Below are 13,135 nucleotides of genomic sequence, written 5' to 3'. Positions count from 1 at the left end.
TGGCCTGCCCTTTGAAAGTTAACGTAAGTTATAGATCAGCCGGCTGCCAGTGTACGATCTCCGTACCGGCAAGACTGGCGGGAATGTCAATAATCCGCTGGTTGCTGCTTCCCCGGTAGGGGAGGGTGGTATCCTTAAGCTCTTCCACAAACCGGCCGTCAATGACCACGTGGCACAAGCTCAGCAGGTTCCACTCCGGTGAGCCGGGAGCGGTTGTAAGCTCTTCGTAGGTATAACCTGTGTAAATCCAGATGGAGAAGTCCGGCAGCACGCTATGCAGCTCCTGAATGAAGCCCGCCGCCTCATCTGCCGAGAAAAAAGGATCGCCGCCTGCCAGCGTCAGCCCGTCGAGCAGCGGATTTGCGGCCATTTCCGCAATGATCTCCCGCTGCCTCTCCAGGGTGAAGGGCTCGCCGAAATTGAAATTCCAGGTCTTCGGATTGAAGCAGCCCGGGCAGCGGTGGCGGCAGCCGCTGAGGAAGATGACGGCCCGCATGCCCTCTCCCTCGTTGATTGATTCCGGGTAGTAGCCGCAAATATTCATAGATGCTTAACGCGGTCCCGTACTTCAGCTTGCTTGGCGGCGTTGAAGCGGGTCTGATAGTCGCCGGTCAGATAGCCGGTTACCCGGCGCAGACGGCGGATATGCACGTCGTTCTCATGCGCGTCGCAGGAAGGGCAGTTCGTGCCAATCACACCTTCGTAGCCGCAGGCCGAGCAGCGGTCAATCGGGTGGTTGATGCTGAAATAGCTGACCTGCTGCTCCAGCGCGTACTTGATAATCTTCACAAAAGCCGCCGGATTGCTGCGGGCATTGCCGTTCAATTCCACATAAGAGATCGCGCCGGCGTTGCAATATTCGTGGAACGGAGCCTCCAGGCTGATCTTCCGGGCTGCGCTCAGTTCATAATAGACCGGGATGTGGAAGGAGTTCGTATAGTATTCACGGTCGGTAACGCCCGGGATCGAACCCAGCACCTTGCGGTCGACCTTCGTGAATTTGCCGGACAGTCCTTCAGCCGGTGTAGCGAACAGCGTGATGTTGAGGTTAAGCTCATCGCTCTTGCGGTCACAATATTCCCGCATATGGCGGACGATGGCGACCGCTTTGGCGTGAACCTCCATATCCTCGCCGTGGTGCTTGCCGTACATAGCCTTCATGCACTCTGCCATCCCGATGAAGCCAAGCGACAGACTGCCATGCTTCAGCAGCTCGCCTACGCTATCCTCAGGGGCCAGTGCTTGCCCGCCTTCCCAGACCCCTTCGCGCATCATGAAGTCGGAGGCTTTGGCTTTCTGCGCGGCCTGGATGCGGAAGCGGTGAAGCAGTCCATCCAGTGCGATGTCCATATAATGGTTCAAATCATCGTAGAAGCCCTGTTCGTCGGCAACTAGCCTGCGGCCTGTAACCGTGCCGTGAGCCAGCCCTAGACGCACCAGGTTAAGGGTATTAAAGGATAAATTGCCTTTGCCGGAGCAGTGGTTGCGTCCAAAGCGGTCGCCCAGCACCCGGGTACGGCAGCCCATCGTTGCAAATTCAGTATCCGGGTCGGCCGGATCATAATATTGCAGGTTGAGCGGCGCATCCAGATTGGCGAAGTTCGGATACAGTCTGCGCGCGGAGCATTCGGCGGCTTTCAGGAACAGTTCATAGTTAGGATCGCCCTGCTGCTGGTTGACGCCTTGCTTGCATTTGAAGATCTGGATAGGGAACACTGGCGTTTCACCGCTGCCCAGGCCGTTCATAGTCGCCGTAAGCAGTGAGCTGATCACGAGCTGGCCCTCTGGTGAAGTGCAGGTACCATAGTTAATGCTTGTAAAAGGAATCTGACCGCCCGAGCGGCTGGACATCGTATTCAGGTTATGTATCATGCTCTCTGCCGCCTGAAGCGTTTCGCTCTCCGTCTCCTTCAGCGCAAAGCGGAAGGCCCGCGGATACTGCTCAGCCAGATCGCTGCGGCTCATGTTAACTTCGCCGAGATGCTCGCCGGCTTGTCCTTCTTCGAAGTACTCCAGTCCTTTGCGGAACAGCTTGGCGAAGGACTTGGTTACATAAGGAGCCAGATCAAAATCCAGCTTGTTGGCGGACACGCCGCCGTACTGGGCATTTTGCTGAGACTGGAAAATAATCGCCACCAGTGACATCGCGGTCATAATCGAGTTCGGTGGCCGCACACTGCCGTTGCCGGTGTTGAAGCCTTCGCGGAGCAGCCGCTCGAATGGAATAAAGATGCAGTTGGTTGTCCCGATGACGTACTGGTCCAGGTCGTGGACATACACCACGTTATCGAGGGTAGCCTGCATCAGTTGCGGCGGCATCGTGAAGTTGCGGGCATACCACTTGGAGTATTCACTTCCGAACTTGCTCATTTTGCCGGAAAAGCTCTCCCCGTTCAAATTGGCATTCTCACGCAGCAGATCTAAATCCCGGCTGTCGATAATATCGCGACCTAAATGGATAACTTCCTCTAACATAACCTCTTGTGTAGTTTGTTCAGCGTTGTGCCGTTTCTCCAGCAGCGTCATTGTGCAGCACTCTCCTCTCGATATATAAGAACGTTCTAACCAGGTCAACTGACATTAATAAAAAAGCATCTCCCGCCGAGGAAGGCGGAAAATGCCCGGATGCGTGGCGCAAATAACCGAAGCGCGGATATTTGCGGATGGTCTCCATGGAAATAAGCTTTCCCGCAGAAGCCGATACCTGAAGGCAATAAGAATTATCGCCTTCAGGTATCGGCAGCCTTGGCTCCCCGTCTTAGGGAAGGCTACATCTGCTTGTGCAGGCCGCATGCGGACACCTCTCCTGTTCCTCGCAGGCGTAAATGATGGTGCCCGGAATCAAGGCAGGTCTCCTGGCTTCCGGTGAATCCCGGAGGCGCCTTCCCAAGGGGGAATGTCCCTCAGTGGCTTGAGCCTCAGGATACTGCTCCGCAGCGCTTCATGACGCTGTGGGGCATCCGGTTACAGTGGCGGGACCACAGCGGCTTTGCACCGCGTTTCCCTATTAAGCTTCAGCACTCTTGTAAAGGTGAAGCACCTGATTCCACTATATTTTGTTGTCGCTATATAAAATTAACTCAATATATTGTGTTTGTAAATACTTTTTTGCAAGTCCGCGCCCCGAGCGGGTTCAGCCGCTTTACGCACAGATGATCCACAGCTAGTCCACAGATGTACCGGCGTTAGTCCACAATTCATCCACAGATCATCCACAGATCATCCACAGAATAACGACAAATTTTGCCGAATCCAATTCATAAATTGTCCCACAAAACGCCACAAAGGCTTCATATCTGCAGTGAGTGTAATCATAGGATTTCGTGAGGAGGGATGCCGGGACTTTAGGGTGATTTGTGACGCCAGACAGGAGTTGTTACAATAGAAGGGACTGGAGACTTATATATAGGAGGGATTTCGAATGGCGATTGGCGAAGTAACCGTAATTCCGATCGGCACAGGCAGCACCAGCCTCAGCAGCTATGTGGCGGATATGCAGCGGGTGCTGGAGACGGTGGAGGGCATTACCTACGAGCTTACATCCATGGGCACAATTATCGAAGGACCGCTGCCGCGGATTCTCGCTGCTGTAGAAGCGCTGCATGAATCTCCTTTCTCAGCGGGCGCGCAGCGCGTCTCTACTTCACTTAAGATAGATGACCGCCGCGATAAGGTCTCTACGAGCCGCAGCAAGCTGGAATCGGTGGAGCGCAAGCTGCTGGAGCAATAGTTCTGGGAGACTAGGCTGAATGTAGACCCGGCAAGCTGGGGCTAAAAGGTCACGGTCTATGATAGAAAGGGTTGCGTTTTTCTCCGTACGCTGTATAATGTATTTTGTTTGACAGAAAAATCATGCTTTAAGCTGGTGTAGCTCAGGGGTAGAGCAACGCACTCGTAATGCGTAGGCCGGGGGTTCAATTCCCTTCACCAGCATCCTTAAGAAACCATATATAGCGCGGCTTTCCGGATTTTCGGGGGTCGTGCTTTTTTTCATAAAATCGCCTCTGATCTATCATTCATCTACCCTGTAAAGAATTAGATAAATTCGAAGACAGTCAAAAAGAGAAAAAAAATTCAAATAGCTCCTAATGACATGACGAATAACCTCAAGGGAAAACTTGAGGTTATTCGTATTCAATCCATTTGGCATGCAGGTGATGGCGGCCGGATCGTGGCAGCTACAGGATTTTTGGTGATCTTAAACGATTGGGTTGGTATTTAGTGAAACATTATTTAATAATAAGCGTCTAATAAGAAGAGAAAAAGGATGATAATGCCATAAGTGGCTTTGCAGCTCCCTAAGATCATAGGAATTTCCAGCTGTATTCCTTGAAAGGGTGGAAATCGAGAGATGAATAAGATCGCTAGTTTTTCTATTATTTTATTGGCCTTGACATCTATACTGGGTTGTAACAACAACGCTGATGTAAAAGAAACGTCCAGTCAAAGTAACGTATCTCAAAGTAATGTATCCCAAAGTAAAAATGGGAATTCTATTCCTCAAAAAGTTGAGGGCAATGAGGCGGCAGGAAGGAATTCGTTTGATTCTTCGATATATTATGCCTCAGAAAACAATCCAACAATAAAGAATTCTGATAACCAAATCGTTTGGAAAGAAGGGAACGTAGTGCTTACCGCCGCAATTTCTAAGGCGGAGGGGGAACAAGTTCACCAGTCCAATACGGTGATTAGTTCTATAACAGTTGAAAGTAGTAACGGAACTTATACTATTGCACTTGATAAAAAACCATTAGGTATTCAGTCGGTGGACTTATCTAAAAACAACCAGTTAGCTGTTCATGTGAGAGATCATGAAGGATCAAGATTAATACTATTAAGTCTTTCAAGCGGAAAACAGATTGTGCTGAACAACCTTCCCGAGACTGGTAGTGAAAAAATAGATAGTTACAATTGGTCCCCCGATGGGAATACAATTGCTTTTGGCATTGGTAATATAGGTTCCAGTTACATTGCATTGTACAACACTGAGGATAACACTTTTTCGAATCTTTCAGAGAAAGACTTTACACTGATTACATCGGTAGTTTGGCATAAGGACGGTCAAGGTTTCGATTTTTTAAGTCAGACAGATGATGCTAAGAATCCTGTAATTCTTTACCAGTATACATTAAAAGATCATTTGATCAGCAAGGTGACTGCAAATCTCACTGAAAACGAACAAACAACCTTAACAACAAAATATTTACCGATAAAAATAGAAAAATAATATTTAATTAAAAGCAGAATAAGGATGGGCTTAAGCCCATCCTTATTCTTGCTTCTTCGATTAGCTTTCAGTGATAGTCACCTTTCCAGTGCCTCCACCCAATGTTGAAAGAACATAAATCAAACTAGCTTGGTCATCTTCAGATAGTCTTACGCAACCATGCGTTGGACGCAGCGGGTAGTTAATTGCACCTGGATCTGCTGCCGCACCACCGTGAATCCAAAGACCTGAGCGGCCCATTTGTTTTGCGGTCAAAGCATCGCCACTGACAGGGTCCATAACAACATATTTTTGCTTACCATAAGAACGAATGTTATCTGTTGTTGGGGACATTGGACCTTCTATTGTTGCTGTATATACTCCAGTCGGAGTGCATCCGTTGATTACATTCCAAGCGGTATTGAATTCTGAGCGAGCAAGGCATTGTTTTGGGCCAAATACCAAAGCTCCACTATCATTATACATTTTCAACGAACCAAATTGCTTACGATCTGTCTTCAAGGCAATCATAATATGATATCCCATTTTTAAAACCTCCAATTTTTTTTGAAGGGTTAGCTGATGGAGGCGCAGATTAAACTAGATAGCTCCATATCATTGTATTCTGCATCAATCGCCTTCTATTTAATAAGGTGATAGGGTTTGAGTTTTTACAACCTCGGAATACTTTTGTATCTAGGACAGAAGGGTGGCCGCCGGGTACCATCGGTTTCGTAAATATTCAGCCCCTCGATATAAATATTTATACTTGCCCTTCGGCCTCAACCCCGCTACCCTTGATTACATCATTCAAATTTATGCCATGGTTACTTAATAGCACAATGCTATCTTCTATATTCCTTACTTTTTGTTGATGCTCAAGCTCTTTGATCTGTTTGGCTATCTTCCTTAAGTCGTCCTCAATTTTATCTTTTTTCTTTTTTAAAGTTTCTTCCTTCTCCATTAGCTTTAGTAGTTTGTCTTCCACAGAAAAACCTCCTTCAAACTTTAACAATCATAGTAGTCATGCTTGTAACTGATTTTTTTATAGAAATACCATGAGTGCCATCAAAGCAAAAATGGTGATCCCAATAACTATTCATCCGAGCTTGGAATGATAATGAAAGAGCAGTCCAGGCAATCAAAATGATGATTACAAAAAAATGCCCCGTCAGTGATTATACTGGCGGGGTTTCTTCGTTTATTAGCAGATCAGAGATATCACATTCTAAATAAGCGGTTAATCGAGAAAGAAGTTCTCGCGGATATCTTTCCATAGTATCGTTATAAAGGTCCTGTACGGCTCCAAGCCGGTAATCAATATCTCTAGCCACCTGGCGAACAGAAACGCCTTTAGTCCCACCAATTGCAAAAGCAGCGGGCGAACATTCTTCATAGATACTTATGAAAACCCCGTTACTCAAGAGGAAATGGTTGATTTTTTGATAGAACATGATTTATAACCGCCTGATGATGGCCCGAGGGATACGGGCCGAAACCTATCGGCAACCGCCGGGATGGTTAGGGTTGTCAGAAATCTTTCACGAAAACCTCAAAGAACCTTATGATAGAACCGCAGCATTGCCTGCATGAAAATGCTCAGTACTTCTGGGAGTAGTTACGACAGTTGTAAAATTACCATGTTTAATACTAAATAAACTCCCTTATATTAACATGTGATATAAGGGAGTTTTTGATGATACTCAGTAATTCATCTACCTATTCATCTACCGCCTCGCAAGTACTTATCGAACCTTATAGAACCCTAAAAAACGCACTCGTAATGCGTAGGCCGGGGGTTCAATTCCCTTCACCAGCATCCTTAAGAAACCATACATAGCGCGGCTTTCCGGATTTTCGGGGGTCGTGCTTTTTTTCATAAAATCGCCTCTTATCTACCATTTATCTGTCCTGTACTTAAGCTAATTCATTTACAGATTGTTCCAAGTCCAATATACTAAACAGTATTGAGTTCGGAAGTGCCGATAACAATATGGATAGGGGCGTGAAGAAGATGGTGTCGCAGCCGGGTATATTCTTCGGAGGATTTAGTGTATTTGCATTCTTGATTTGGCTGGTATGCACTGGACTAGGGATTTATGCTTTTGTTCTCTTTGTAAAGCTTGCGCGCAGAGGGATTGTAGCTCTGGATCTGTATAATCACGCCAAAAATCTTGAAATCCGCCAGCGGTATGAGTCCGTCAATAAGGATGGTAATGATGGGCACTAAGAAAAAATCCGTAATTCTTTTCACAGCTTTGCTGCTCCTCATGACGGCCTTTTTACAACCCGAACTGATTCACGCGGCGGCTGAAGGAACTATTATCGAAAGTGGAACGGAAGATAGGCTGATAGAGCAATATGGGCTTGAAAAACCGGAGTCGTCAACTTCACCCTCCCCGGGTGGAATGGATGTGGGGACAAGCCATCCGGCGCTATTTTTTGTTACAATGAATAGGCTGATTGTTAATCCTTATCTTTATATGATTCCTGAGCTTATACATCATTGGATTCAATGGAAAGTGGGAAGTCTACATGCAGAATGAACGGTTAAAATTCATAAACCCTGAAGCCTTGCCGGCGTCCTCCGGGTACACGAGTGTGGTGGAAGTCAGAAATGCACGGACAATCTATATCTCCGGACAGATAGCCATGAACAAGGATGGCCAAGTTGTAGGGGCAGGCGATCTGGCCGTACAGACCAAGCAGGTATTCGAAAATATCAAAGGCGCCTTGGCGGCTGCGGAAGCCAGCTTTGAGGATGTGGTGAAATTGACGTTTTTTGTGACCGATATTTCTAAAATGCAGGTTGTCCGCGACATTCGGGACCAGTACATTAATACTATCAATCCGCCGGCCAGCTCAGCAGTTGAAGTCCGCAAGCTGATCAGGGATGATCTGCTGATTGAGATTGAGGCTATCGCCGCCGGGAGCTTATAGAGCTTGGGGGCTGCAATTTTGGTTAGGGCGAGGAGGCGGCGACAATGAGATGCTTGACGATCCGGCAGCCCTGGGCGACATTGGCCGCTCTTGGGGAAAAGCAATTTGAGACCCGTTCATGGAGAACGGCTTATCGTGGTGAGCTGGCTATTCATGCAGGGATGGGTATCGACAAGTCCGTGTGCAGGCAAGAGCCGTATAAATCGGTATTGGCCCGGCACGGATTCACCGCTGACAATCTGCCCGCCGGAGCTATTATCGCCACATGCCGCCTGACCGATTGCCATGAGGTGACTTCTGAGGATGCCGTGGAGGGCTGGCCGGGCGGCAATGAATATATTTTTGGCGATTATACAGAGGGACGGTTTGCCTGGAAGCTGGAAGGCGTAGAGCTGCTTGCTGATCCCATACCTGCTAAAGGACGGCTAAGCTTCTGGGAGCACCCTGTCCGGGAGAGAGAGTAATATTCTATTCTTTTTGGGGAGATGTCCAAGCTGTCTGGTGGTATGAATGGGTTAGCTCGCGGGTAATCTTAGTATATATGTTCTGAAGCGCAGTTTTGCGCCAGGAGCTACTCTGGGTACACAGGAAAGGGCGTATGCATAAGGAATGGGAAGTCTTCTTATTGCGTGGCTATGTATGCTTTGCTTGTTTTTTACGTTTAAGGACAGAGTGAGCCGAAAAATTCTATATCCCGTAGCACTGGTGGTTATTCTTGGCTCGCTGGGCTATTGGAAGGTATTAATGTAATTGTTATCCACTGATGGTCTTGCCGACTTTTATGGCGAGGCCTTTTTTGTGGGGGAAATAAGGCATTTAGCTGCTCCGCATCCGGGAGGTGGAAATATCCAGCTTCAGGTATTTGCGCATATGGGTCGTGGCCTGAGTGGCAATGATATGGTCCAGCAGCAGCATTCGTTCATGATACCCCCGGCAGACAAATTTGACCTCGATACCGTCCTCCCGCCGCAGTTGTTCGTAGACCTTGACGCCCCGTGTTCTCATTTCAGCCCGCACATCACGCAGATCAGCGGTTGCCGCGTTTGCGGCTGCATGCAGAACCTCTATGTAGGGGGCGGGGGTGCGCAGCTCTTTGGACAGAATGGCAGCATCGCGCTCAAAGGCCGATATAACCAGCGGCAGCATGATATAAGATTTAACCAGCGTATTGTCTGTACTCTCCGACCTATGCATGGAATCTACCACCTCAAAAAAAGAACATATATTCGTATTTTAACCCAGGCTTCAAAAAATAATCAATAGTATTTTAAAAAAACGCAATAAATGTGATAAATTTCACAATAAAGTCCGAAGAATTATTTTATATTAAAATTGAAATATTAAAGATTGAAGCTTAACAAATAAAGCATCTCAAAAGGAGAATAGTGATGAGTCATGAAGGAAGTCTCCGCCGTGGTTTGGTATTCGGTTTGCTCCTAAGCATTCCGTTGTGGGTGTCCATGATTGGCTGGATGCAACTGTTATAAAATACAAACCCGCTATATCCGCATTGCCTGGCCACGATAGCGCATATAGCATACATAGATGTCGACAAGAAGAAACGGCTTCGTCGTCCTCTAGAAGAGGCGGCATCCGTTTCTCCAGAAAGATAAGGATAATTTGTTATGGCGTAAAAAATATACATTTTTATCTTTTGAAATACTGCTGCCGGTAACTTTCGGTGACAGTTTTTTTGCATTATTAGGACGTAGTGACTTGATGCAGCATTGTTCGACAAATAGTTCCGAAAGACTAAATTTTAATATTAAAAATTAGTGATTTTAAATAGCGGAAGGATCACATGAAGCAGAAGAAGCTGCCGCATACGCTGTTTGTTGAACGCTGTTTCAGACGGGAGTAAGCTGGTTAATCCTTATGCATAGCGGACTGTAGCGGATTTTCGCATCCAAGCTTCCAAAAAAATAAAAAGGAATAGATTGACAATATGGAGGTGGAACAGCTAAACTTACATTAGGTCAAAAGTAACAAATGTCATAGACTATCTGGAACTTTATAAATTTATACGATCATGTAAAACGCAAACCGTTCGAAAGAACGGGACGCAAAGTCAGGAATCTAACGCCCGCTAGACGGGTTATGATTGTCCGGCCGCCGTGAAGCTAACCCTTCTTGGCGGTCTTTTTGTTGTTATAGTTTTTTCTTGAAATCATAGAGTATTTAATAGGAGGTGCATGCGATTGAAGAAAAGAGTGCAAAAGACGGCAGCTCTGCTATTGGCAGGGATGCTGACAGTAGGCAGTGTGATTACTGGGGGATGGGAGGTTAATGCAGCGGCTAGTATGCCCTATACGCCTACACCGGTTTTGGGGGTAGCCGGCAATTTTAATGCTTTTATCTTTGGGGACTTCACGCAGTCATACGATCAGATTCATGGAAGGCTTGCGGCCGCAGGGAATATTACTTTGCAGGGGTACGGTGTATCCAAGGACGCCCCGGGCGGAGACGTGCTTATCGCTGGCAAGAACATTACCTTCTCGAATGGGACGGTTCATGGAACAACTGTATACGGTGGTACTCTAACGGCCGATCAAAGCACTACGCTTCAGGGGGGCTCGCGAAAGGATACACCGATTAATTTCGCAGCGGAGGAGCAGTTTTTGATTGCGCGTTCGGGTGAGCTGGCCGCTTTGCCGCAGACACAGCCCTTTGTCAGGGATTCCGGAAAAGTAACGATCAATGCCCCGAAACCCTACAATGTCATTAATATGACGGCTGCCGATTGGGCAGCGACCAACAATATGGTGTTCAATATAACGGGGAATGCAACGGTTGTTATCAACGTAAGCGGGGCCTCAGTGCACATCCCGAGTTTTCAAATTGATGGGAGCAATCCCAATAAGGTATTATTTAATTTTTATGACGCCGTTAGCTTGAAAATCGACAACACAACCATCAATGGTACAATATTGGCGCCACGGGCCGAGGTGTACTATGATTATGCGGAACTGCACGGCACACTCATTGCAAAATCGTTCAACGGCCATGTGCAGATGCACCATTATCCGTATGAAGGAACGGAACCACCTTTGACACCAACACCAACACCGAGTGCGACACCGACGGCAACACCGAGTGCGACGCCAACACCAACGGCGACGCCGACGGCAACACCGACACCAACACCGACGCCGACGCCGACACCAACGGCGACGGCAACACCGACGCCAACACCGACGGCAACACCAACACCGACGCCAACACCGACGGCGACACCAACGCCAACGCCGGAGCCAACACCGACGCCAACGCCAACGGCAACACCGACACCAACGCCAACGCCGACACCGACGCCAACGGCAACACCGACACCAACGCCAACGCCGACACCGACGCCGACGGCAACGCCGACACCGACGCCGACGGCAACACCGACACCGACGGCAACACCAACGCCGACGCCGGAGCCAACACCGACACCAACGCCAACACCGACACCAACACCAACGCCAACGCCGGAGCCAACACCGACACCAACACCAACGCCAACGCCGGAGCCAACACCGACGCCGACACCAACGCCGGAGCCAACACCGACGCCAACACCGACACCAACGCCGGAGCCAACACCGACGCCAACGCCAACGCCGACATCAACACCAACACCGACACCGACGGCAACACCAACGCCAACACCGACACCGACACCAACGCCGGAGCCGACACCAACGCCAACACTAACGCCAACACCGACGGCGACATCAACGTCGACGCCAACACCAACGGCGACATCAACGTCGACGCCAACACCGACGGCGACATCAACGTCGACGCCAACACCGACGGCTACATCAACGTCGACGCCAACACCGACGGCGACATCAACATCGACGCCAACACCGACGGCGACATCAACATCGACGCCAACACCAACGGCAAGCACGTCGCCGGCACCAAGCACGTCGCCGACGCCTAGTGCGACACCGGTGCCAAGTGCAGCACCAACGCCAACTCCCACTACCTCGGTCGAATTTGTTCCTCCGGTAGTGGTACAGCCAACACCAACACCAACAACGATAATTGGCACAATTGTGGATAATGAGACGGTGATCAATGAAGATCCTATACCTTTAGGTCCTGTAGCAACTGCCGTTCCTGTGAAGCCTGCGGCATCTATACAGCCAACGCCGGCTCCTGCTCCAACCGCAGGTCCGGAACCGGATGAACAAGTCGTTATTGATGACGAGGTTCCTCTGGGTACCGTGGATACGGTCGATAAGCTTCCGCAGACCGGGGAATCCAGCCCGGCCCCTTACTATATCGCCGGTTTAGCCATTGCCGGAGTGGGGCTGCTGCTCGGAAGAAAGGCAAGAATAAGCAAGCGTAAGCGCTAAGGCTAGGCCAAAATCAGTAGATGAACCGTAAAATAGTAAGCTGCTTCTTGGAGATTCAATCTCCATGGAAGCAGCTTTTTTAACTAGCTCAATAGCAACAGCAAAAATGCCGCTGTTGAGGATAAAGGGTTATTTAGCTCAGTAACAGCAGCAAAAATGCCGCTGTTGAGGGCAAATGGTTGTTTAGCTCAGTAACAGCAGCAGAAATGCCGCTGTTGAGGATAAAGGGTTATTTAGCTCAGTAACAGCAGCAGAAATACCGCTGTTGAGGGCAAATGGTTATTTAGCTCAATAGCAACAGCAAAAATGCCGCTGTTGAGGGGCCAATGGTTGTTTAGCCCAGTAGCAACAGCAGGAATGCCGCTGTTGAGGGCAAATGGTTGCTTAGCTCATTAACAACAGCAGAAATGCCGTTGTTGAGGGGTAAATGGTTATTTAGCTCATTAACAACAGCAGAAATGCCGTTGTTGAGGGGTAAATGGTTATTTAGCTCAATAGCAACAGCAAAAATGCCGCTGTTGAGGGGCAACTGGTTGCTTAGCTCAGTAACAACAGCAAAAATGCTGTTGTTACAGCACGAACGGTTGGTTTGTTCAGTTGTTGAAGCACGAACAGGCGTGTTTCTCCTGTGACTCTG

Annotated in this window: 14 protein-coding genes, 1 tRNA gene and 2 riboswitches; of the genes, 9 read left to right on the top strand and 6 right to left on the bottom strand. The window is 48.5% G+C overall.

The features are described 5' to 3' along the window. Positions 1 to 28: 28 nt before the first annotated feature. Positions 29 to 544 (bottom strand): anaerobic ribonucleoside-triphosphate reductase activating protein, encoded by a 516-nt coding sequence (nrdG, locus tag B212_RS0124740; protein WP_019913888.1) that lies wholly within the window; start codon positions 542 to 544, stop codon positions 29 to 31. Beyond that, the gene (locus tag B212_RS0124735; RefSeq protein ID WP_019913886.1) at positions 541 to 2,526 is read right to left on the bottom strand and encodes an anaerobic ribonucleoside triphosphate reductase; all 1,986 of its coding nucleotides are present in this window, start codon (positions 2,524 to 2,526) and stop codon (positions 541 to 543) included. The genes nrdG and B212_RS0124735 overlap by 4 nt, the downstream gene beginning before the upstream one ends. Positions 2,527 to 2,828: 302 nt before the next feature. Further along, a riboswitch (cobalamin riboswitch) is annotated at positions 2,829 to 3,058 on the bottom strand. A gap of 363 nt (positions 3,059 to 3,421) precedes the next feature. Here B212_RS0124735 and B212_RS0124725 point away from each other — a divergent pair. From B212_RS0124725 to B212_RS0124715, 3 genes are all read left to right on the top strand, one after another. Beyond that, positions 3,422 to 3,730, top strand: coding sequence for an MTH1187 family thiamine-binding protein (locus tag B212_RS0124725; RefSeq protein ID WP_019913883.1), 309 nt, complete (start codon positions 3,422 to 3,424; stop codon positions 3,728 to 3,730). Positions 3,731 to 3,861: 131 nt separating this feature from the next. After that, positions 3,862 to 3,933 (top strand) — tRNA-Thr (locus B212_RS0124720). A 418-nt stretch (positions 3,934 to 4,351) separates the two neighbouring features. Further along, the gene (locus B212_RS0124715; RefSeq protein ID WP_019913882.1) at positions 4,352 to 5,227 is read left to right on the top strand and encodes a hypothetical protein; all 876 of its coding nucleotides are present in this window, start codon (positions 4,352 to 4,354) and stop codon (positions 5,225 to 5,227) included. 60 nt (positions 5,228 to 5,287) lie between these two features. On the opposite strand, the gene B212_RS0124710 is transcribed toward B212_RS0124715, so the two are convergent. The 3 genes from B212_RS0124710 to B212_RS0124700 all read right to left on the bottom strand — a co-directional run bounded on the left by B212_RS0124710 (position 5,288) and on the right by B212_RS0124700 (position 6,660). Beyond that, positions 5,288 to 5,752, bottom strand: coding sequence for a L,D-transpeptidase family protein (locus B212_RS0124710; protein ID WP_019913881.1), 465 nt, complete (start codon positions 5,750 to 5,752; stop codon positions 5,288 to 5,290). A gap of 217 nt (positions 5,753 to 5,969) precedes the next feature. Beyond that, positions 5,970 to 6,194, bottom strand: a complete 225-nt coding sequence (locus tag B212_RS32370; RefSeq protein WP_019913880.1) for a hypothetical protein — start codon at positions 6,192 to 6,194, stop codon at positions 5,970 to 5,972. Positions 6,195 to 6,384: 190 nt separating this feature from the next. Further along, on the bottom strand, positions 6,385 to 6,660 hold the full coding sequence (locus B212_RS0124700; protein WP_019913879.1) for a helix-turn-helix domain-containing protein: 276 nt from the start codon (positions 6,658 to 6,660) through the stop codon (positions 6,385 to 6,387). Positions 6,661 to 7,211: 551 nt separating this feature from the next. Here B212_RS0124700 and B212_RS32365 point away from each other — a divergent pair. The 4 genes from B212_RS32365 to B212_RS0124675 are packed head-to-tail and all read left to right on the top strand — an operon-like array spanning position 7,212 to position 8,610. After that, positions 7,212 to 7,436, top strand: a complete 225-nt coding sequence (locus B212_RS32365) for a hypothetical protein (protein WP_156830211.1) — start codon at positions 7,212 to 7,214, stop codon at positions 7,434 to 7,436. Then, on the top strand, positions 7,426 to 7,752 hold the full coding sequence (locus B212_RS0124685; protein ID WP_019913876.1) for a hypothetical protein: 327 nt from the start codon (positions 7,426 to 7,428) through the stop codon (positions 7,750 to 7,752). The genes B212_RS32365 and B212_RS0124685 overlap by 11 nt, the downstream gene beginning before the upstream one ends. Then, complete coding sequence (locus B212_RS0124680) at positions 7,742 to 8,146, top strand: RidA family protein (RefSeq protein WP_019913875.1); 405 nt, start codon at positions 7,742 to 7,744, stop codon at positions 8,144 to 8,146. Before B212_RS0124685 ends, B212_RS0124680 begins: the two co-directional genes overlap by 11 nt. Positions 8,147 to 8,190: 44 nt before the next feature. Beyond that, positions 8,191 to 8,610 carry an ASCH domain-containing protein gene (locus tag B212_RS0124675; RefSeq protein WP_019913874.1) on the top strand — a complete coding sequence of 140 codons (420 nt, stop codon included), beginning with the start codon at positions 8,191 to 8,193 and terminating at the stop codon, positions 8,608 to 8,610. Between the two features lie 352 nt (positions 8,611 to 8,962). On the opposite strand, the gene B212_RS32360 is transcribed toward B212_RS0124675, so the two are convergent. Beyond that, on the bottom strand, positions 8,963 to 9,340 hold the full coding sequence (locus tag B212_RS32360; RefSeq protein WP_019913873.1) for a hypothetical protein: 378 nt from the start codon (positions 9,338 to 9,340) through the stop codon (positions 8,963 to 8,965). Between the two features lie 833 nt (positions 9,341 to 10,173). Next, positions 10,174 to 10,263, top strand: a riboswitch (cyclic di-GMP riboswitch). 81 nt (positions 10,264 to 10,344) lie between these two features. On the opposite strand from B212_RS32360, the gene B212_RS34050 reads away from it, so the two are divergent. Both B212_RS34050 and B212_RS34760 read left to right on the top strand, forming a co-directional pair. Further along, positions 10,345 to 12,498, top strand: a complete 2,154-nt coding sequence (locus B212_RS34050; RefSeq protein WP_198015886.1) for a choice-of-anchor A family protein — start codon at positions 10,345 to 10,347, stop codon at positions 12,496 to 12,498. Positions 12,499 to 12,878: 380 nt separating this feature from the next. Further along, positions 12,879 to 13,130, top strand: coding sequence for a hypothetical protein (locus tag B212_RS34760; protein WP_156830210.1), 252 nt, complete (start codon positions 12,879 to 12,881; stop codon positions 13,128 to 13,130). Positions 13,131 to 13,135 lie beyond the last annotated feature (5 nt).

This window comes from Paenibacillus sp. HW567 (assembly GCF_000374185.1).
Classification (GTDB): Bacteria; Bacillota; Bacilli; order Paenibacillales; family Paenibacillaceae; genus Paenibacillus_AQ.
The sequence above is the reverse complement of the archived record's forward strand: the minus strand, read 5'-3'. Positions and strand labels throughout refer to the sequence as shown.